The 17,928-nt window shown below is 66.5% G+C and carries 22 protein-coding genes; 21 read left to right on the forward strand and 1 reads right to left on the reverse strand.

Translation table 11 applies throughout. The annotated features are described in order from the left end of the window. The first annotated feature begins 25 nt into the window (after positions 1–25). From ACFE7W_RS14380 to ACFE7W_RS14465, 18 genes are all read left to right on the forward strand, one after another. Complete coding sequence (locus ACFE7W_RS14380; protein WP_375425489.1) at positions 26–883, forward strand: hypothetical protein; 858 nt, start codon at positions 26–28, stop codon at positions 881–883. A gap of 96 nt (positions 884–979) precedes the next feature. Further along, entirely contained in the window at positions 980–1,312 is a 333-nt protein-coding gene (locus tag ACFE7W_RS14385) for a hypothetical protein (RefSeq protein ID WP_375425490.1), read from the forward strand. Between the two features lie 2 nt (positions 1,313–1,314). After that, positions 1,315–1,677, forward strand: coding sequence for a phage head closure protein (locus ACFE7W_RS14390; RefSeq protein WP_375425491.1), 363 nt, complete (start codon positions 1,315–1,317; stop codon positions 1,675–1,677). After that, positions 1,677–2,036 carry a hypothetical protein gene (locus tag ACFE7W_RS14395; RefSeq protein ID WP_375425492.1) on the forward strand — a complete coding sequence of 120 codons (360 nt, stop codon included), beginning with the start codon at positions 1,677–1,679 and terminating at the stop codon, positions 2,034–2,036. Before ACFE7W_RS14390 ends, ACFE7W_RS14395 begins: the two co-directional genes overlap by 1 nt. Next, a complete protein-coding gene (locus ACFE7W_RS14400) occupies positions 2,033–2,476 on the forward strand; it encodes a hypothetical protein (protein ID WP_375425493.1) in 444 nt (147 codons plus the stop codon). Before ACFE7W_RS14395 ends, ACFE7W_RS14400 begins: the two co-directional genes overlap by 4 nt. 55 nt (positions 2,477–2,531) lie before the next feature. Then, positions 2,532–3,479, forward strand: a complete 948-nt coding sequence (locus tag ACFE7W_RS14405; protein ID WP_375425494.1) for a hypothetical protein — start codon at positions 2,532–2,534, stop codon at positions 3,477–3,479. Positions 3,480–3,566: 87 nt separating this feature from the next. Further along, positions 3,567–4,004: a hypothetical protein gene (locus ACFE7W_RS14410; protein WP_375425495.1), complete on the forward strand. Its 438-nt coding sequence runs from the start codon at positions 3,567–3,569 to the stop codon at positions 4,002–4,004. A 253-nt stretch (positions 4,005–4,257) separates the two neighbouring features. Further along, entirely contained in the window at positions 4,258–7,605 is a 3,348-nt protein-coding gene (locus ACFE7W_RS14415; RefSeq protein ID WP_375425496.1) for a hypothetical protein, read from the forward strand. A gap of 1 nt (position 7,606) precedes the next feature. Next, entirely contained in the window at positions 7,607–7,981 is a 375-nt protein-coding gene (locus ACFE7W_RS14420; RefSeq protein WP_375425497.1) for a hypothetical protein, read from the forward strand. Between the two features lie 8 nt (positions 7,982–7,989). After that, positions 7,990–9,174: a hypothetical protein gene (locus ACFE7W_RS14425; RefSeq protein WP_375425498.1), complete on the forward strand. Its 1,185-nt coding sequence runs from the start codon at positions 7,990–7,992 to the stop codon at positions 9,172–9,174. Beyond that, the gene (locus tag ACFE7W_RS14430; RefSeq protein WP_375425499.1) at positions 9,174–9,407 is read left to right on the forward strand and encodes a hypothetical protein; all 234 of its coding nucleotides are present in this window, start codon (positions 9,174–9,176) and stop codon (positions 9,405–9,407) included. The genes ACFE7W_RS14425 and ACFE7W_RS14430 overlap by 1 nt, the downstream gene beginning before the upstream one ends. A gap of 42 nt (positions 9,408–9,449) precedes the next feature. Next, positions 9,450–9,902 (forward strand): hypothetical protein, encoded by a 453-nt coding sequence (locus tag ACFE7W_RS14435; protein ID WP_375425500.1) that lies wholly within the window; start codon positions 9,450–9,452, stop codon positions 9,900–9,902. Next, the gene (locus tag ACFE7W_RS14440) at positions 9,895–10,278 is read left to right on the forward strand and encodes a hypothetical protein (RefSeq protein ID WP_375425501.1); all 384 of its coding nucleotides are present in this window, start codon (positions 9,895–9,897) and stop codon (positions 10,276–10,278) included. Before ACFE7W_RS14435 ends, ACFE7W_RS14440 begins: the two co-directional genes overlap by 8 nt. Continuing rightward, positions 10,275–10,667, forward strand: a complete 393-nt coding sequence (locus ACFE7W_RS14445; RefSeq protein ID WP_375425502.1) for a hypothetical protein — start codon at positions 10,275–10,277, stop codon at positions 10,665–10,667. Before ACFE7W_RS14440 ends, ACFE7W_RS14445 begins: the two co-directional genes overlap by 4 nt. A gap of 150 nt (positions 10,668–10,817) precedes the next feature. Next, complete coding sequence (locus tag ACFE7W_RS14450) at positions 10,818–12,110, forward strand: hypothetical protein (protein ID WP_375425503.1); 1,293 nt, start codon at positions 10,818–10,820, stop codon at positions 12,108–12,110. A gap of 87 nt (positions 12,111–12,197) precedes the next feature. Continuing rightward, a complete protein-coding gene (locus tag ACFE7W_RS14455) occupies positions 12,198–14,447 on the forward strand; it encodes a collagen-like protein (RefSeq protein ID WP_375425504.1) in 2,250 nt (749 codons plus the stop codon). Continuing rightward, positions 14,444–14,788, forward strand: coding sequence for a hypothetical protein (locus ACFE7W_RS14460; RefSeq protein ID WP_375425505.1), 345 nt, complete (start codon positions 14,444–14,446; stop codon positions 14,786–14,788). The genes ACFE7W_RS14455 and ACFE7W_RS14460 overlap by 4 nt, the downstream gene beginning before the upstream one ends. A gap of 51 nt (positions 14,789–14,839) precedes the next feature. Next, on the forward strand, positions 14,840–15,430 hold the full coding sequence (locus ACFE7W_RS14465) for a hypothetical protein (protein WP_375425506.1): 591 nt from the start codon (positions 14,840–14,842) through the stop codon (positions 15,428–15,430). Between the two features lie 4 nt (positions 15,431–15,434). Here the strand turns inward: ACFE7W_RS14465 and ACFE7W_RS14470 are convergent, their stop codons facing one another. Beyond that, on the reverse strand, positions 15,435–15,686 hold the full coding sequence (locus tag ACFE7W_RS14470) for a hypothetical protein (protein ID WP_375425507.1): 252 nt from the start codon (positions 15,684–15,686) through the stop codon (positions 15,435–15,437). Between the two features lie 62 nt (positions 15,687–15,748). On the opposite strand from ACFE7W_RS14470, the gene ACFE7W_RS14475 reads away from it, so the two are divergent. The 3 genes from ACFE7W_RS14475 (at position 15,749) to ACFE7W_RS14485 (ending at position 17,908) form a co-directional block, all read left to right on the forward strand. After that, entirely contained in the window at positions 15,749–16,291 is a 543-nt protein-coding gene (locus ACFE7W_RS14475) for a hypothetical protein (RefSeq protein WP_375425508.1), read from the forward strand. Between the two features lie 325 nt (positions 16,292–16,616). Next, a complete protein-coding gene (locus ACFE7W_RS14480; protein WP_375425509.1) occupies positions 16,617–17,636 on the forward strand; it encodes an AAA family ATPase in 1,020 nt (339 codons plus the stop codon). Further along, the gene (locus ACFE7W_RS14485) at positions 17,633–17,908 is read left to right on the forward strand and encodes a hypothetical protein (protein WP_375425510.1); all 276 of its coding nucleotides are present in this window, start codon (positions 17,633–17,635) and stop codon (positions 17,906–17,908) included. Before ACFE7W_RS14480 ends, ACFE7W_RS14485 begins: the two co-directional genes overlap by 4 nt. The last annotated feature ends 20 nt before the right edge of the window (positions 17,909–17,928 follow it).

Here is a 17,928-nt window from a genome sequence, read left to right on the forward strand (position 1 = left end):
CCACTCACAGAGAGAGCAACCCTCAATGTCCACCAACACTTTCGTCCCCACCATCTGGTCGAAGGAGATCGCCCTCGGCGTCAAGCGTGCGCTCGTCGCCGCTCAGCCCGGAGTCGTGAACCACGACTACGAGGGTGATGTCGCCAACCAGGGCGACTCCGTCCACATCAACGGTCTCGAGCCGGTCACCGTCAAGGACTACGACCGCACCGCCGGCCTCGGAGCCCCCGAGCGTCTGACCACCAACCGGACCACGCTGACCATCGACCAGGCGAAGTCGTTCGATTTCCTCGTCGATGACATCGAGAAGGTTCAGACCAACCCGAAGTACCTGGCCTCGGCCACCGACGACTCCGCCTACCGGATCGCCCTCGTCGAGGACGACTTCGTGCTGGGTGTCATGGTCGCCGGCGCCGGTAACGCCACCGGTGCGAACAAGATCACCGTGACCGGTGCCCAGGGCATCGACGCGGCCGAGGACTTCTACGACAAGATCCTCATCCCGCTGCGTACCCGGCTGAACAAGGCCGAGTGCCCGACTGCCGCTCGGTTCGTCCTCGTCGACGCCGACGCTGAGGCGAAGCTCCTGCTCGACAAGCGCTTCGTCGCCTCGGGTGCGGACGCTGCCGACGACCGTCTGCAGAACGGTGTCATCGGTAAGGCCGCCGGCTTCACCGTCATCCTGACGAACGCTCCGGCCATCGCCGGCAAGGCTGTCGCCGGTGTCGGGAACGCCACCACGGTCGCCGACCAGATCGTCAAGGTGCGCGGCATGGAGTCGGAGAACTGGTTCGGTACCCGCGTGTCCGGCCTGCGGGTCTACGGCGCGAAGGTGACCCGTCCGGCGAACCTGGCCGTGGCCACCTGGGCGAACAAGTCCTGAGCCTGACGCCAAAGCCCCGCCCCTCTTTGGAGGGGCGGGGCTTTGGCGCGCCCGGATATCCGTGACCGGTCCGACGACGACCGGACAGTCGTAGACATGACCGCCCTCGACGCTGCTGCCTCCGCAGAGCTGGACCTGCTGCTCCAGCCAACCTCCGAGCCTGCACTGACGGCCGACGAGCGAGTCAGAGTGCAGACGATTGCGGCCTCTTACGGGCTCGCCATGGCGCTGTACCGCGGCTGGACAGCGAAGTGCGCGAAGGCTGCCCCGGGAGTCGACGTGAAAGCTGGTGATGTCTCGCAGTCGGCGTCTCAGGTGTACGCACACTGCATCGCGCAGAGGGACCACTGGGCTGTTCAGGCGGGCGTGGCAACCGTGGCCGCGACGACCCGGGCAGGGTTCCGCTCAGTGCCCTCGCGGAGGGCCTGAACATGGCCGGCATCTTCGACCCGGACACCCAGCTGGCGGGGCTGCGCAAGGTCGTTCTCCAGTTCATGCCCGAAAGCGCCCAGGTCCTGCGGAGTACTTCTGAGCCCGACGGTGAGGGAGGTCAGACCGGTACGGAGTCGGTGATTGCCACCGTGCCGTGTTCCAGGTCTGCGCTGACCGGCCGCGACCTGGCGACTGCGGCCGCCCTGTCAGCTTCGTCCACCTACAAGGTGACTGTGCCTTATGGGACGAACGTCACGTCCGGAGACGCTTTCGTCGTCGGGGGTGTCCGCTACGAGGTCGACCTCGTGCCGGACAACAGCTACGCCGCCCAGATTTCTTGCCTGTGCTCGGTGGCTGGCTGATGGCCCGCCGTGCTGCCGTCGTAATGGCGGAGGACAACTTCGAGCACTTCGAGAACGCGATCCGGCTCGGCGTCGTCCAGGAGGTCGCCCGCGCCGTGAACGCGACCCGCAACCGGGCCCGGCAGATCATCATCCGCGACGATGCCATCATCACCGGTGACCTGTGGCGCAGCATTACCGTCGAGCTGACCGCTGCCGGCACCCACGGCGAGGTTTACTCCCCGCTCGAGTACGCCTCCTACGTTCACGACGGCACCGAGTACATGGAGGCCCGTCCGTTCCTCACCGAAGCCATCCGCGACATCACCCCGGAGGCGCAGCTGAGACTTGCCCGCATCCTCGAGGGGGTGTCGCGGTGAACGCCTATCGGTGTGCGGCCGGCTGGGCGGTGACGACCCTGCTCGCCGACCCGGAGGTGACCGCGGTCGTCGGAGACCGAGTGTACGAAGGCCTGGCGCCCAAGTCGGCAGCGGCCTACCCACTGCTGACCGTCCAGTCGTACGGCGACCCCGTCGACACCAACTACCAAGGCTCCCGCGCCCTCACCACCGTCGAAGTCATCGTCCGGGTCTGGGACTCCGTCCCCGACAGCAAGCCGTCCAGCGCCGGACGCATCGCCCCGGCAGCTGACCGCATCGACGCGCTGCTGTCACCTGTCTACAACGTGGTCCGACCCGGTGGCGTCATCTGCTCCTCGGAGCGCATCGCCGAGGTTGCGAGCACCGAGTTCCGCGACGGCAACGTCGTCCGGGCGCTCGGTGGACGGTTCACCGTCGTCGTCGGAGCCTTGCCTGAGTGAGACCTCAGCGGACCGTCTGAGACAGCGACATCCCACTACCTGCAAGGAGCAGCACATGTCCGCACGTTCGTACGTCGAGCAGAGGGCGCAGTACGGCAAGGAAGCCACTGCCGGCACTGCTGTTCCCGCCACCAGCCGTCCGTCCACCGGGAAGCTCGAGTTCAACCCCAAGCAGGACACCGAGCGTGACCGCAGCTCCGGAGAGTACGTAGACAATCTCGTCTATGTGAAGCGCGAAACCTCCGAAGGCTCTCTCGAGGGCGTCGCCTGCTACAACGGCCTCACAGACCAGCTGGCCCTCGCGTTCGGCGCCCCTACCACCACCGTCGTCGTCGCCGACAAGGCGTTCAAGCACGAGTATGTGCTCAGCGCGAGCCGGCCCACGTGGACCGTCCAGGTCGGTGACGCAGTCAGCGCCTTCGAGGTCGCCGGTGTCATCGCCAAGTCCGTCGAGTTCGAGCTGGGCAACAACTCCGGCGACAGCTCGTTCAAGATGGAGCTCGAAGGTGGTGCCATCACCGACGGCATCACCCGGACCGCCGGGTCGACCAAGCTGCCCGCCCGGCCCGTCCTCGGCGGAACCGCCAAGGTGTACGTCGACCCGACGTTCGAGGAGCTGGGCACGACCCTCCTGGCCGGCGGACTGAAGGAGACCATCAAGTTTGGTGACCTGGCCGACCTCATCCGACTCGTCGGCGGGTACACCACGGTGAACACCGCAATCGACGGAACCGTGGAGCTCCTGTCGGTGGCTGACACCGCCGGCCGGTCGTTCCTCGCATCGCTGCGGACCTCGACCCCGCGCTACGTCCGCATTGAGACTACCGGCCTGGTGCTCGACGGGGCTGTCAAGGAGAAGCTGACCTTCGACTTCTGCGTGAACGGCGAGAGCCACGAGCGCGGCGAGGAGGACGCGGTGTACGCGGCCACCAACGGTCTGCGCATCGTCGTCGACGCCAACGGGTTCAGCCACAAGGTGACACTGGTCAACTCGGTCGCCTGAGACCCGGCTTGCCAGACGCGGCTTCGCCGTAACGGTGACGGACGCACCCCAACCCGGGGGTGCGTCCGTTCTCCCGTAAGGACCCCCATGAAGCGCTCCGCCATCGCGACCGGCCGTCGGGCCGAAGAGCTCCTGACCCGCAAGATCGTCATCGACTTCGACGGCGACGACTCCATCGAGGTCGAAGTGCGCACGACTGCGTTCCAGGCCGCCAGCAAGAGCCTCGAGAACATCGCCGACTTCGACGATGAGGACGAGGCGAAGCCGGTCATCGCCAAGTTCCTCGCCGCGGTCATCAAGTCCTGGGACGAGGTCCTCGACGAGGACGACAGTCCGCTCGAGCCGACCCAGGAGGTGCTGGAGACGTTCGAGCTGCTCCAGCTGCTCGTCCTGGTCGCCGCCATCACCGAGGCGCTGACCCCGGACCCAAAAGGCCCGGAGCGCTTGACACCGCAGGACCGGAAGCCGAGCTCGAAGTCCTCAAGGCCCTCCACGAAGTCGGCGACCAAGCCCCGGAAGAGCTGAGGCGGCTCACCCCCGCATGGCTGCCCTGGATCGGGGCCTGCGGGGGGAACGCCTACTACGCCTCCCAGCTGATCGAGGATCCGCTCGGCCTCTATTGGCTGACTGCGGCTCAGACGTACGGACAGTACGAAGCGTGGCGGCAGAAGCGGTCGCAGTGAGCCGACCGGGGGTCTGAGACGTGTACGCAGCGAGGTTGCGAGTAGTCGTCGACGGCACAGCAGCAGGGGCTCTCAGTGCCCTTGCTGCTGCTCGCGTGTCTGCCCGCACGACCGCGAAGGTCATGAATAAGACGCTGCTGGGCTCGTTGAAGGCGGCCGCTGCCGGCTTCGCCGTCCTGGGTGCGCAGGCCGCAGCTGGTGGGGCGGTCGCCCTGACGAATGCGCTGCTGCCGCTCCTTGGTACCGCGGGGCTGCTGCCCGGTGTGCTGTTCGCCGGTGCTGCCGCGGCGGGCACCCTCAAGCTGGCTCTGTTCGGCCTCGGCGACGCCCTGAAGGAGAGCGACCCGAAGAAGCTCAAGGTCGAGCTGTCCAAGCTGTCTCCGGCCGCACGCGAATTCGTCAAGGCGATCAACAGCCTGAAGCCGGCGTTCCGCACCCTCGCGCTTTCGGTGCAGCAGTCGCTGTTCGACGGCCTCGGCGGCTCCGTGAAGACCCTCGCCGGCGCCTACCTGCCGTTGCTGCAGAAGCACTTGACCGCGCTCGCCTCCACGTTCCGCGTCACCACCCAGGACGTCATCAAGTTCCTCGTCACCGGGCAGTCGCTGCGCGACTTCGAGACGATCATGCTGAACGTCCGGCACGCATTCGCGAACCTGCGTCCGGCCGTCGTCTCCGTCGTCCAGATCATGCGCGACCTGACCGTCGTCGCGTCCGGCTTCCTGCCCGGGCTGGCCACCGGCGTGACCGGCGTGACCGAGAAGTTGCGCGACATGGTGGCCGCCGGCCGGGCCAGCGGCGGGATCGCGGACTGGATCCAGGACGGCATCACGGCCACCAAGGTCCTCGGTCAGACCCTCGGCAACGTCGTCGGCATTCTCCACTCGGTCTTCGCCGCCAGCGGTGGTGCCGGCTTGCTGACCACGTTCGCTCAGGTCACGGGTGCCGCCGACACGTTCCTGAAGACGGCAGCCGGCGAGGCTGCATTGAAGTCCTTCTTCGACTCCGCCGCCCAGGCCGGACAGGTGCTCCTCCCCGTCCTCACTCAGGCGGTGCTGGCAGTCGGGCAGCTGTCTCCGCTGCTCATCTCGGTGGCGACCGGAGCTGGCCCTGGCGTCGTTGCTCTCCTGGCCGCGATCACGTCGAAGGCGTCGTTGCTGGGTCCGGCAGCCCGCATCCTCGGCGAATCGCTGGGGACGGTCCTGGTGACCGTGGCGCAGATGGCACCCCAACTTCTCGGACTGCTCGGTGCGATCGTCTCTGCGGCGGGCCCGTTCATGGTCAGCTTCGCCCAGATAGCGTCGGTGCTCACCTCGGCTGTCATCCCGGCAGCGCTGGCCCTCCTGCCGGTCCTCACGCAGGTCGGCAGCGCGGTCTCCGAAACCTTGACCGCCGGGCTTTCCCAGCTCGGACCGGTCCTGTCCCGTGTCAACTTCCGGCCGCTCGTGGGCGCCCTGCTCGGGATCCTCCCCGTCGCGTCCCGGGTGGGTTCTGCGCTGGCTCAGCAGGGACCGGCCCTGGTGAACAAGCTCATTCCGGCGATCGTCAAGACGGCGGCTGCGGCGGGTCCGCTCATCGTGTCGGTGACCAAGCTGGCACTCGCCTTGGCGTCGTCGCTGATGCCGCACGTGACCGTGCTGGCGTCGTTCCTGTCCGGAACTGTCATCCCGGCACTGCGGTCCGTGACCGACTTCATGACTCGGCACTCCGACGGCGTGCTAGTGGCCGCTGCCTCGGTCGGCATCATCGTGGCCGGGTTCAAGGCGTTCCAGGCGGCCACTGTTGCGCTGGGTGCTGCGCAGACGGTCCTGGGCGCCATCCAGACTGCTGCTGCTGCCCAGGCCACCGCCCAGGCTGCTGCGACCTCTGCTGCTGGTGCTGCCGCTACCGCCTCCGCGGCAGCGCAGGTCGCGGCAGCTCGCCTGGTTCAGGCGCAGGTCGCTGTCTCGAACGCTCAGGCGGCTTTGCAGGCGGCTCGTCAGCGTGCTGTCGCCGTGGCCGTGTCTGCGTCGTCCACCGCCCAGCAGCGGTCCGCGGCCACTCTGGGCGTCCAGACCGCCCAGGCGAACCTGAACACCGCGTCGGCTCGAGCGAACCAGCTGGCGCTGGCTTCGCAGACCGCAGCTCAGGACGCGGCTGCGGCCAGCTCCCGGGCAGGCGCTCTTGCTCAGGCTGCCCAGCGTCGCACGCTGCTCCAGTCGACGGCTGCGGTCGTCACGAACGCTGCCACGTGGGTGGCGAACATGGCTGTCGCGGCCGCTTCGGCGGTCGCCTCAGCGGCCGCGACAGCCGCCTCGTGGGTGGCAACCGCTGCGACCACCGTTGCCTCGTGGGTGGCTACGGCAGCTTCTGCGGTTGCGAACGCCGCCACGACGGCAGCAGCCTGGGTCGCGTCCGGGGCTCGCATCGCCGGTCAGTTCATCGCCACCGCGGCAGCTGCCGCGGCTTCGGCAGCTCGCACAGCAGCTGTATGGGTCGCCTCCGGAGCTCGGACCATCGCCATCCAGGTGGCGCAGGGTGCCGCGTTCGTCGCGTCCCGCGCGGTGATGCTGGCCGGCGCCGCGGCGACCGGGGTCATGACCGCTGCCCAGTGGCTGCTGAACGCCGCCATGACCGCGAACCCGATCGGGCTAATCATCGTGGCCATCGGGGCGCTAATTGCGATTGGTGTGTATCTATTGAAGCACAATGAAAAATTCCGCGCTCTCACACTAGCCGTTTGGGGAGCTATAAAGACTGCGGTCGGGGCGGTAGTCAATTGGCTGAAGGCGGCTGTGCCAACGGCGCTGGAATTTGTGAAGAACGCTTTCTTCCGCTTCAACCCCTTGGGTATCGTCCTCTCCCATTGGAGCCAGATTGTCGGGTTCGTCCGCAGTTCGGTCGACAAGGTGATCGGCTTCGTTGCCGGGCTGGGTGCTCGGGTGAAGGGCGCCCTGTCGAACGCGGGTCGGTGGCTCTACGACAGTGGAAAGGCGATCCTTCAGGGCCTCATCGACGGCATCGTCAACACGGCTTCCCACGTGAAGGACGCGGTAGTCGGCGTCCTGTCCGACATCCGCAACCTGTTCCCGTTCTCCCCGGCGAAGGAGGGCCCGTTCTCCGGATCCGGCTACACGACACATTCCGGGCTCGCTCTGATGCGTGACCTCGGGAAAGGTGCTGAGGCTGGGGTGCCGGCGTTGAAGGGCGCCCTATCCACGGCTCTGGCGAAAGTTCAGCCAAGCCTGGCGATGTCGGCGAACGTCGGCTCTCTCGACTACACCTCCCCGGTCCGGAGCCTGACGGCTTCCGGGAGTTCGAGCAGCACGGTCAACAACTACACGATCGCGATCCCGGCGACGGTGAAGGCAGCCGACGCAGTCCCGGTTGCTGACCAGGTGCGGGCGGTGCTCGCGGAGATCAACCGTGGCGGTCGCGTGACCGTCCGACAGCAGAGGGGGCACTGAGGTGGGGTTCAGCATCACCGAGCCGGTGTCCGGGCTCACGGTCGTCCTGCGTCCGGTCGCGGGCGACATCACCATCGACGAGGGGTATGAGACGGCCGTCCACCGGTCCCTGCGCGGCAACAGCGTCTGGGTGACCGAGGGCGACCCGCAGATCCCGACGATCACCATCCCTGAGGTGATGTTCCGCAGCCAGTCCGAGCTCGCGGTGCTGCGGCAGATCCGCAAGCTCAGCCGCCGGGTCGTCCTAACCGACGACATGGGCGTCGAGTGGCCGTGCCGGTTCACCGGGTCATTCACCTACCGCAGCGTCGACGTGCCCGACCGCGAGGTGCTGCCCCTGTTCTACGCGAAGCTGTCGCTGGTCGGGGTCGCCTGATGTACCCGGTGAGTGCAGCCCTGAAGGCTGCCCTGGAGGGGCCAGGACCGGACCGGGTTCAGGTGTACGGGGAGCTGTGGTCTCTGAAGACGGGCACCAAGCTCGCGGGCGTGGCCGTCGAGGGCGGCTCTATCACCCAGGACCGCTCAGCAGCTATCCGGAGGTCGTGCACCGTCACGCTCGCGTCGTTGGACGGCCTCACCCCTGAGGAGGGTGTCACCGGCCACAACCGCAGCTACGGAGAAGGCACCTACGGCTCCGGCACGTACGGGGACTACCGCCGACGGTACCTGCGAGGGCTGCTGCTGCCGCTGACCACGCAGCTGCGTCTGTTCCAGCGCTGCCTGCTGCCCGGCACCACCACCTGGGAGACGATTCCGCTCGGCCGTTTCACCGTCACCGACCCGACCTTCGTCGACGGGGACGATGGGCAGACGGTCCGCATCACCGGCTACGACGCGGCCGCCGACATTGCGGCTGCCCGGTGGGAGCGGGCGTTCGTCGTCGCTGACGGCACTTCGGTGGCTGACGCACTGCAGGCGCTGCTGTCGAACCGGCTGCCGGGAATCTCGCTGGCGACCCCGTCGTCGGGCGGGGATGTGACCGGGCAGCTCATCTACGCCCCCGGCTACGGCCAAGGCGGGGACCCGTGGCAGGACGCGCAGGCGCTGGCTGCCTCGGCCGGCTGGGGGCTGTACATCGACCGGAACGGGAACGCCGTCGCTGAGAAGGCGGCCTCTGCTACCACAGGTACCGCTGACTGGGAGCTGCGTGACACCGGCACCGCCCAGCGGTTCGAGCAGACCCCCTCAGGTGCCGACCTGGTCAACACGGTCGTCGTCTACGCGGAGTCGTCCGGGTCGAAGCCGGTGACCGCCACCGTCCAGGACCTGAACGGGCCTTACGGGGTGAACACGATTGGGCGGGTGGTGGCGATCGAGTACCGCTCGTCGTCGATCAAGACGCTGGCCCAGGCTCAGAACGCTGGCATTGCTCAGCTGCGCAAACGCAACGTGCTTACCGAGACGATCCAGATCACGTGTGCCCCAGCGCCGCACGCTGAGGTGGGCGATCTGGCCGCAGCCACCTCCGATGTTCTCGAGCTGGACGACGACCTCTACCAGGTGAACCAGCTCGTCTTCGACCTCGACTGGAAGACCCCGACTCGCGTCACGGTGAGCAGGAGGATGTGATGGACGAGTTCGTCTGGGAGCTGGGCCGGCCGGAGCGTGAGAGAGCTGAGGTGGCGGTGGTTCGGATGGCGACGGTGATCGCGGTCCGGTCGTCCCCGCCTGCGGTCCAGTTGACGCTCACCGACACGGCGTGGGTCCGCTACCTGGCCGGTTACAGCCCGACGGTCGACGATGACGTGCTGGTGGTTCAGCAGGGCCCGGGCATGTGGGCGGTGCTCGGCAAACTTGCCTGACAGCTGACGGCTTCCCGTGCGGCGGTCCGGACGGTAGAGGGCATGCGCGCCCTACGACACGTCGGCTTTGCCCTGCTGAGGTTCAACCTCGAACTCGGCACCGCACTGGCCGCGGTCCTGTGGAGCGTCTACACCCTCATTGCCGGCCCGTCGTCAAAGGCGATCGGGCAGGCTCTTCCGCTTTGCTGGCAGTACTTCTGGGTCTCCTACTACGGCCTGGGTGCTCTCCTCATCGCCGTGAGCGTGCTGTCGCGGACCGAACGGGAGCCGTTCCGGCTGTTCATCCTTGAGCAGGTCGGCCTGCTGTTCGGTGCGGCCGGAGCGGCGTACTTCGGGCTCGCCGGAACGAGCGTGTCCGGCTTCGACTCGCCGGCCGTTTCCGGCTACTTCGGCTTCGCCCTGGGACTGCTGCTGCTCGGCTCGTACCGCGGGTACGAGCGTCTTCGCCACGAGTCAGCCCAGTCTCAGCTCGCTCAGGTTGGTCGCGATGACTGAGCTCGTCCGCCGCTGCGCACCGCTGGTGCTGCTGGTCTTCCTCTTCGCCGTCTCCGCATCTGCCGTACTTGTCGGTGCGGGCCAGCTCGTGTTCGACGCGCCCTCGCGAGCCATCGGTGAGGCGTTCAGCCACGATGCCGCTACCGCCTGGTCGTGGATCTACCTGGCCGGTGGGGCGGCTGTGCTGGTCTCCCTGCTGTGGAAGCGGCCGGTTCTGCTGCTGTTCGGGAGCAGCCTCATGGCCCTGACGGAAGCGTTCTATGCGGCTGCCATTCTCAAGAGTGGCGGGCTGCCTACTGCGACTGGGTTCGCGCAGACCGTGGTACTTGCTGTCGTCTTCGCTCTCGTGGCCTTTTTCACGGGGAGGCGGTCATGATCGGCTGGCTTCAGGAGGCGGGCATTCCGACGTTGGTCGTCGGTGCCGTGCTCTCCGCCATCGCGGCACTGTTCAAGCTGCTGAAGGACCGTCGCCGTACAGCCGTCGACAACGGGGCTGCGAGCGACCAGCGCATTCTCGGGTCGACGGAGACTCTGGTTCGGCTGGCCAACCAGCAGCGGGACGATGCTGTCGCTGACGCGAAGTCTGCCCGCGACGAGCTGAAGGGTGTCCGCGACGAGCTGCGCGTGAAGGACGAGGATTTCGAGCAGCTGAAGGACGCTCTCACCGAGGCAAACCGTCTGCTGCGAGCTACCCAGCAGCAACTTGCCGAGGTAACCGCCGCATTCGAGGCTCTGCGTCATCGGTACGACACCACGGGCTCATAACGGAATGGGATCAGTCTTGCGTGGGGCTGGGCTTTTCGGAGTCCGGCCCCTTGCGGTTTCGGCGGGGCGCCGAGGTGTTCCGGCATGACAAGAACCCCCGATTGTCGCGTCTGTTCTCTCAGCGACGCCCAGCTCGCTCACCTGACCACCATGTCCCAGCTGGACGCTTGGCCAGTAGCCGAGCAGATGCTGGGCGGCCGGCTGTACCGAGACGCCTACCGCACCCACGCCCGCCACTACACCTCTGACGCCGCGACGGCCGGGCTGCCGTTCGTCGAAGAGCCGACCGTGCTCACCGCTATCGACCGGGAGGTGGAGCGGGCAGAGGAGACGCAGGCCGACTGGTTCCGGCAGCAGGACATCAACGTCCCACCAGGCTTCGTCGCCGGCACCATCAAGGTGGGTGACCACTGGTTGCGGGTGAAGCCGGTCGAGGATGAGGCCGAGGTTGAGGTTCGGCAGGCCACCCCGATCGAGGTCCGGATCAAGGTTCCGGCCCGTCTGCCCAGTCGCAAAGTCACTGACAGGGAGTGCGTCTTCGAGTTCGGGGACTGCCAGATCGGGTGGTGGTTCGACCCCGACACCGGTCTCTGGCACCCGACCCACGACCCCCGAGCCATGGACGTGGCTATACAGATCGCCACTGACGCGGAAGCTGAGCACGGCGTGCAGCACGTGGTGAACCTCGGCGACCATCTGGACCTCCCGTCACTGTCCAAGCACGACAGCGCAGCTGCTGTGCTCGCCTTCGGAGCTCTGAACCGCAGCCTTCAGACGGCCTACGAGTTCGACGCCAAGCTAGCCGCGGTCACTCCGAACGCTGACCACGTCTTCGTCGGCGGCAACCACGACGCCCGCTTTACGCGGCACTTGACCGGGACGAACTCGCCCCTCATCGGGGTCCGGCGGGCCACACCGTCCGGTGCGGACCTCGGAGAGCCTGTGCTCACAGTCGAGTACCTGACGCGTCAGGCTGAGACCGGCTGGCGTAGCTGCGGTGAGTGGCCCGCAGCTCAGCACTGGATCGGCTCGAACCTGTTTCACCACGGGGACTGCTGCCGGCCGACGAACAACCAGACGAGCGACAAGTACCTGGCGCAGTACCCGACGAACAGCACGCACTACGGGCACATTCACCGCGCCGGCTACACGGAGAAGCTGGTCCTCGTCGATGGAGTTTGGCGCCTCATCGTGTCGGGATCCCCGGGTGCTCTGTGTCGGGTGGATGGTGCTGTCCCGAGCGCCCGGGGAGCCGTCCTGCCGACGGGTGCGCCGGCCAGGAGGCAGGAGGCCTGGTCCCAGGGGGTGGCAATCCTGTGGGTCGATCCGAACGACAGGAACGCAACGCCGGGCGTTGAGCACATCCGCATCATGAACGGCCAGGCGATCTGGCGCGGCCGTTTGTACGTGGCCCAGGTCGACATGGACGGCAACCCTCTCTAAGACATCAGCCCCTCGCTTGCGGCCGCCCTCCCCGGACAGTTCCGATGGAGGGCGCAGCTGCGTCCGAGGACCTGAAGGAGCAGCCCGGTGGGAGTCACCAACAGCACCAACCAGGTGGACCGCCACGCTGCTCAGCACAACACCAGCGAGGCTGTGGAGGCTGCTCACGAGGCACGCCTGGACGCTGTCGAGAAGCGCGTCACGAAGGTGGAGACGTCGAAGGCTGGCCCGAAGGGAGAGAAGGGCGCAGACGGCAAGGATGGCGCTGCTGGTTCGGTCGGTCCTGCCGGTACTGCGGGAACTGATGGGATCGACGGCCGCAACGGTGTCGTCGCCCACATCAAGAACGCCTCCGACGCCGATGTGACCGCTCCGACGGTGAAGTTCGGCGCTGGTCTGACCGCGGTGAACGACGGCGACACGGTCACGGTGACGTCTGCTGGTGGCGGCGGTGACATGCACCTGGACGTACGCAAGGCTCCGACCAGCTACACGAAGGGCGCGGTCCGCATCGTCGGCAGCAAGACCTACATCGCGTTGAAGGACACCAACCAGCAGCCGGGTGCGTCGTCGACGCAGGGTGGTGACGATGACACGTACGGCGAGGACATGCCGACGGTGGCCGAGTGGAAGGCGCTGCCAGGCGGTTCGGACACCTCCGCCGTTCACTACAACACCACCAGCCCGTGGAAGAAGAACGATCTTGACCTGGTGGGCTCGAAGTTGTGGCTGTGCTTGAAGGACACGCCGTTCGCCCCGTCGGCTATTCGTGACACCGAGTGGACGTTGCTGGCTGATGGTGCCGCTGGTGGCGGCTCGGGCGGTTTGACGGTCTCCGACCACAAGCCGGCTGCGGGTGACGGCAGCGACGGTGACGTGTGGCTGTTGAAGTCGGCACCGATGGCGTTCTACGTGAAGGACTCCGGTGTGTGGCGGGGTGGCTACACCCAGCAGCCGCCGGCCGCGAGCGGGACCAACATCGGCCTCGGCACGACTCGCGCGGTCGGTACCAGCAACTATCCGGTCGACCTGGCTGCGAGCAGCCCGTCACTGTGGAACGCGGCCCGGTTCAGCGGCGCCAGGACTGGATACAACCACCTCGAGTCGCTTCGGTTCCCGTTCCGAGGCTGCCCGGTCGGGGCACTTGCCTGCGTAGACGGACGGGCCAGCACCGACAGCGGCGACGCTGGTACCGGCACACTACTGATGGTCACCCCCGGCAGCACCGAGGGAGTCATCGTTGGCAACAACTACCGGATGTCTGACTGGGCCGTCGGTAAGGGCAGCGCACTGCTGTTCGGCGGCTACAGCTTGATCCGGGTTCACGACGACGGCACTGCGGTCTCGGCCGCGTTTGGCAGCACTGGCCTCAACGGCATTTATGGAGCAGTGGCCGACAGTGGACGGTGCTGGGTGCTCAACTACTCCCCGCTGAACACGGCCGACAGCGGATACTCCTGGCAGCAGGTGTGCTACCAGAACGCCGACGTGGTGGGCCCCTCGTGGACCGCGAACAACTTCGGCCTCCACACCATCGCCGGCGTCGACAACACCAAGTCCAGCGCGACCCTTCAGGTTCTAGGAATGTTCAGCGGCGGCGGATGGGTTTGGGCCGCCGTGTACCAGACGAGCAGCAGTTCGTACGTGTGGTGCGTCAAGCCAGACGACACGACGACCAACTTCACGCTGGTCGGAACCGCACCGGGTTTCAACCACTCCCAGATGGGCATCACTCCCGACGGTGAACTGTGCTGGATCGTCTCAGCGGCAGGGGCTGCCGATGGGGGAAAGCCCTCCTGTTGGGGCGTGACGATGATCCGGGCTAACCCGTCGACCCGCGAGATGACCAGCGTTACCGGCCTCGTCCCGGCCAGTTTCGACGACGGCGGCTTCCCGCAGACTCTCAACGGCGGTCAGATCGTGTTCGCGCCGCTGGGCAACAACAAGTTCGCTTTCGGGGGAGTCGTCTGGTCCTCTCAACTGGACAAAACGATCACCACCGTGGGCACCGACAGGGACTGCCGTCGCCCGGTCATCTACGTGGCCGATCTGAACGGCGCTCACCCGACGTCGACGATGGTGTTCGACGGTGCCGGCTATACCGCACCGGAAGTGAGGAACAACGCGTTCGTCAGCTTCAAGGCAGGCCCTTACGACTACTACTTGACTCAGCAGGTCCTGAACACGCAGTGCGACATCTTCGGCATCACCCGGACCCCGTCGGGGTTCGCTGCCTACATTCGTAACGGCAACGCCGCTCCCGACGCATCTCAGACCGACCCGCAGCCCAGCCTAACGGTCGCCCTGCGCGCGACCGCGATCGGAGTGACCCTGTGACCACCGATGCCCCCGAGACTGTTGCGGTGACGTTCACTCGCGACGATTCCTGCCCGATCTGTGGTGCCGTGCTCACCGTCACCTACGAGGCGACTGACGCTGGCGTGAGGGCGGTCGACATCCCTACCGAAGTGTCCGACCACGCTCGCCAGCACGTCGTCGACGCCATCGCTGCCGCACAGGCTGAGACGCTCGAGGCCGGGGAGCCGCAGGTACCCGCTGATCCCGTAGTCGCGCAGAATCTCACCGAACGCATCGCCGAGCTCGAGGCCAAGCTGGCTACTTATGCCGCCGCCAAGGCTGACCTGGACGCCATCATCGAGGCGCTGGGCGGGCTGTGAGTCGTAGTGCCAGAACCGGTTGACAGACCCGCCACCGCCGTAGAATGAGGCATGAGGTGGTTCTCACGGGTGAGCTGGGGCTTGATCTGCTTCCTCGCTGGCGGAGTCTTTGTCAGCTGGCTGGGCGACGGGCTAGATCCCGTCTGTGGGCCGCAGGGCTGTTCGGGCGAGGTGCTGCCCCTACTTCACCAGTACGGCCCGCCGGTACTGCGGTGGCTGTCGAACCCGTACCGCGACGGTCTCCTCCTGGTCACGGCTTTCCTGCTTTACTTCGGCTGCCTTGTGTTGGCCTACGTCATCGCCAGTCGAGACGAACCTCACGTCCCGGAATTGCTGGGCGGGGTTGTGGTGCTTTGGCTTGCTCTCGCGCAGGCGGCGATGCTCGTGGTCGGTCCAGCGCCTGCCGCGGACTCGGTAGGGCTTCCAGCGCTCACGCTCCTTACTTGTCTCGTGGCCCTCGCGGTCATCCTGATCATGGATTGGCGCTACCAGACCCCACACTGGAAATGGTTCTATCGCTACCTCGGTAGTCACTTTATGAACGACTGCCGCTTCTTCGCCGCGGAGACTCGACGGCTCTACCACTCGGAGCCGGTTCAGAGCCGCTTGGTGAAGGTGCGCCTTCGTCTTGGGCGCTTCTGACCGTTCAGTAGCTGTCGCGGGGTAGGTCGGTGGGTCTCGGCCTTACGGGCGCGAGCTGCTCGAGCGGCAGCCACTCCTGGACGATGCGACCGGCCGGCTCCAGGTAGATGACGAGAGCGGTGTAGCGGTACGAGTGCCGGCGCCACTCGAGCACGTATCCCTGGACGGGTGGGGTGAGCCGGTCCCTGCTCTTGATCCAGCAGTGGCGGGTGGTGGTCGGTCGTGGCCAGTGCTTGTCGCTGTTCGACTGGCCCATCAGCCAACAGTAGAACAGGCGTTCGATAACCTCAGGACCTGGTGTGCCGCTACCCTGGGTTGATGCTGCTGCGTTGGGTGAGAGTCGCGCTCGGTTGGCTCTTCGGCATCGTTGTTGTCGGCATCGCGATCAACCTGGTCTCGACCGGCCTCGACTCCAAGTGCGGAGGAGACGGCTGCGCAGTCCGGTGGACAGGGGTGTTCACATCAGCCGGGGCATGGCTGAGCAGCGGCTGGGGCCGGCTGGCGAGCGCCTCCGTTCTACCCGTGGCGCTCGCGGTCGCCATCATTCTTCGCGACGACCGGAACAGGCAGCTGGAGTCGAGGGCTCTCCAAGACTTGGGTGTTGTTCTAGCGCTGCTCGGACCGATTGTTGCGGTCGGATTGAGAATCTCGCACCTATCAGACCCAATGGTTTGGAGGAGTCACCTCAGCGAACTTCTATGTGGTGCTGGCGTTCTCTTGTGGTTGATGCTGCTCGCCGGCAACGCCATGCGGAACCACCGGTCGCGGTCGCGACTGGAGCGGGTACTCCGCAGCGGTGGTCGCGAGGGTTCGTCGTCGCGCTCCTCTGGCTACCCCGGTCGCACGTACTTCGTCGAGTAGCCGAGGCTCTTCTCGAACGCGAAGCGGGTCCAATCGGAGCATGCCGAACCGGTAGCTCAACCCCAGAGTTGTCGCCCTGCTGCGGACAACGTTCCCAACAGCTCTCGCCGCCTGCGACAAGGGCGTCAATCCAAAGTGACATGTGGCAACCAGGGAACCGATGGCGGGACAACAACAGGATTCAGACCAGGCCGAGGTGATCTCTTAGACAGCCGCCGGATGTGATGCTGATCACACAGTCCTACTACTACTGTTTGCCTGCTGCGCTCTCACGGTCACCTATGTCCAGCACCCCCGCTGGCGCAGACTCCCAGGAGACCGCACCATGTCCATGTTCCAGAAGGCCACCCGCAAGCGTTCCCGCTCCCGCACCGTATTCAGCGGTCCGTCCGGAGCCGGCAAGACGATGTGGGCCCTCGTGTCCGCAACCATTCTCGCCGGCGGCACCGTCACTCACGACGGCGTCAAGTACCGCGCCAACATCGCGGACGGCAGCATTGCGTTTGTCGACACCGAGAAGGGCTCGGCCAGCCTCTACGCAGACCAGTTCAACTTCGACGTCCTCGAGATCGCTGCCCCCTACCACCCCGAGCGTCTCCGCGAGGTCTTCCGCGAGGCCGCAGCCGCCGGCTACAAGGCCATCGTGGTCGACTCCCTCACCCATTTCTGGTCTGGTCCGGGCGGTGTCCTCGAGGTAGTCGAGGCGGCTGGTCGAGGCAACTCTTTCAGCGGCTGGAACACCGGCAAGCCGGTCCAGTTCGCGTTCTACCAGCTGGTCAAGGACGCCCCTCTGCACGTCATCTGCACCGCCCGATCGAAGGTGAACACAGTTCAGGAGGGCCGGCAGGTCATCAAGAAGGGCGTCAAGTCGGTTCAGAGCGAGGACCTCGTCTACGAGTTCGACATTGCCGTCGAGCTGGACCTCGAGCACAGCGCAGCCTGCGAGAAGACCCGATTTTCCGAGCTCGCCAACCGCGTCTTCCGCGGACCAGACGCAGCAGCGTTTGCCGCCGAGATGCTGGCCGCACTGAACGCCGACGCGGTCGAGACGGCGCGCCCCGACCAGATCTCGACCATCATGGAGCTCGCTGACGAGCTTCAGTTCGACAGCGCCACTCTCGAGGCTGGGCTCCGTGGGGCGGTGGGCGTTTCTCAGGTGACGTTCCTGACTCCGGAGCAGGCGGACGTGGTCATCGGTCGGCTTCAGGCGGCTTTGGCCAAGAAGGTCGCGGCGACGAAGGCTGCTGAGGCTGCCGAGCTGGAGAAGGCGTCGCAGCCCGCGGCCGGCGTCGCTCCCGTGGCCGACCCTCTGGGCGACTACGACGCGAACGCTCCGGCCGCATGAGCACCTCAGTCGAGTGGGGCGACGCTGACTGCGCAGTGCCCGGCTGTGAGGAGGTGACGGTCGGGCACGAGTCGCCGGTGATGCCGGGTCTGACGGAGGACGGCGAGCTGGTGCGGGTGACGCTCCAGTGGTGCCCTAAGCACGCGGTCGGGTTTGACCTGGTACTCGCCGGGTTCACCGACAACCTGCCGGAGCTTCCCCGACGGCGGCACGGAGCCGTGGAGAGGCGCCTCGGCTACTCGCAGGCGGTGGAGGGGTTCATCTCCGCCTGACGTACGACTGCTGAACGGTC

The sequence above is a fragment of the uncultured Friedmanniella sp. genome (genome assembly GCF_964244285.1).
Lineage (GTDB): Bacteria > Actinomycetota > Actinomycetes > Propionibacteriales > Propionibacteriaceae > Microlunatus.

What these genes read in the sequence shown, in the direction of transcription:
- ACFE7W_RS14380 (WP_375425489.1), top strand. Translation starts at nt 26, where the DNA reads ATGTCCACCAACACTTTCGTCCCCACCATCTGGTCGAAGGAGATCGCC.
- ACFE7W_RS14385 (WP_375425490.1), top strand. Translation starts at nt 980, where the DNA reads ATGACCGCCCTCGACGCTGCTGCCTCCGCAGAGCTGGACCTGCTGCTC.
- ACFE7W_RS14390 (WP_375425491.1), top strand. Translation starts at nt 1,315, where the DNA reads ATGGCCGGCATCTTCGACCCGGACACCCAGCTGGCGGGGCTGCGCAAG.
- ACFE7W_RS14395 (WP_375425492.1), top strand. Translation starts at nt 1,677, where the DNA reads ATGGCCCGCCGTGCTGCCGTCGTAATGGCGGAGGACAACTTCGAGCAC.
- ACFE7W_RS14405 (WP_375425494.1), top strand. Translation starts at nt 2,532, where the DNA reads ATGTCCGCACGTTCGTACGTCGAGCAGAGGGCGCAGTACGGCAAGGAA.
- ACFE7W_RS14410 (WP_375425495.1), top strand. Translation starts at nt 3,567, where the DNA reads ATGAAGCGCTCCGCCATCGCGACCGGCCGTCGGGCCGAAGAGCTCCTG.
- ACFE7W_RS14430 (WP_375425499.1), top strand. Translation starts at nt 9,174, where the DNA reads ATGGACGAGTTCGTCTGGGAGCTGGGCCGGCCGGAGCGTGAGAGAGCT.
- ACFE7W_RS14435 (WP_375425500.1), top strand. Translation starts at nt 9,450, where the DNA reads ATGCGCGCCCTACGACACGTCGGCTTTGCCCTGCTGAGGTTCAACCTC.
- ACFE7W_RS14440 (WP_375425501.1), top strand. Translation starts at nt 9,895, where the DNA reads ATGACTGAGCTCGTCCGCCGCTGCGCACCGCTGGTGCTGCTGGTCTTC.
- ACFE7W_RS14445 (WP_375425502.1), top strand. Translation starts at nt 10,275, where the DNA reads ATGATCGGCTGGCTTCAGGAGGCGGGCATTCCGACGTTGGTCGTCGGT.
- ACFE7W_RS14450 (WP_375425503.1), top strand. Translation starts at nt 10,818, where the DNA reads ATGTCCCAGCTGGACGCTTGGCCAGTAGCCGAGCAGATGCTGGGCGGC.
- ACFE7W_RS14465 (WP_375425506.1), top strand. Translation starts at nt 14,840, where the DNA reads ATGAGGTGGTTCTCACGGGTGAGCTGGGGCTTGATCTGCTTCCTCGCT.
- ACFE7W_RS14470 (WP_375425507.1), bottom strand. Translation starts at nt 15,686, where the DNA reads ATGGGCCAGTCGAACAGCGACAAGCACTGGCCACGACCGACCACCACC.
- ACFE7W_RS14475 (WP_375425508.1), top strand. Translation starts at nt 15,749, where the DNA reads ATGCTGCTGCGTTGGGTGAGAGTCGCGCTCGGTTGGCTCTTCGGCATC.
- ACFE7W_RS14480 (WP_375425509.1), top strand. Translation starts at nt 16,617, where the DNA reads ATGTCCATGTTCCAGAAGGCCACCCGCAAGCGTTCCCGCTCCCGCACC.
- ACFE7W_RS14485 (WP_375425510.1), top strand. Translation starts at nt 17,633, where the DNA reads ATGAGCACCTCAGTCGAGTGGGGCGACGCTGACTGCGCAGTGCCCGGC.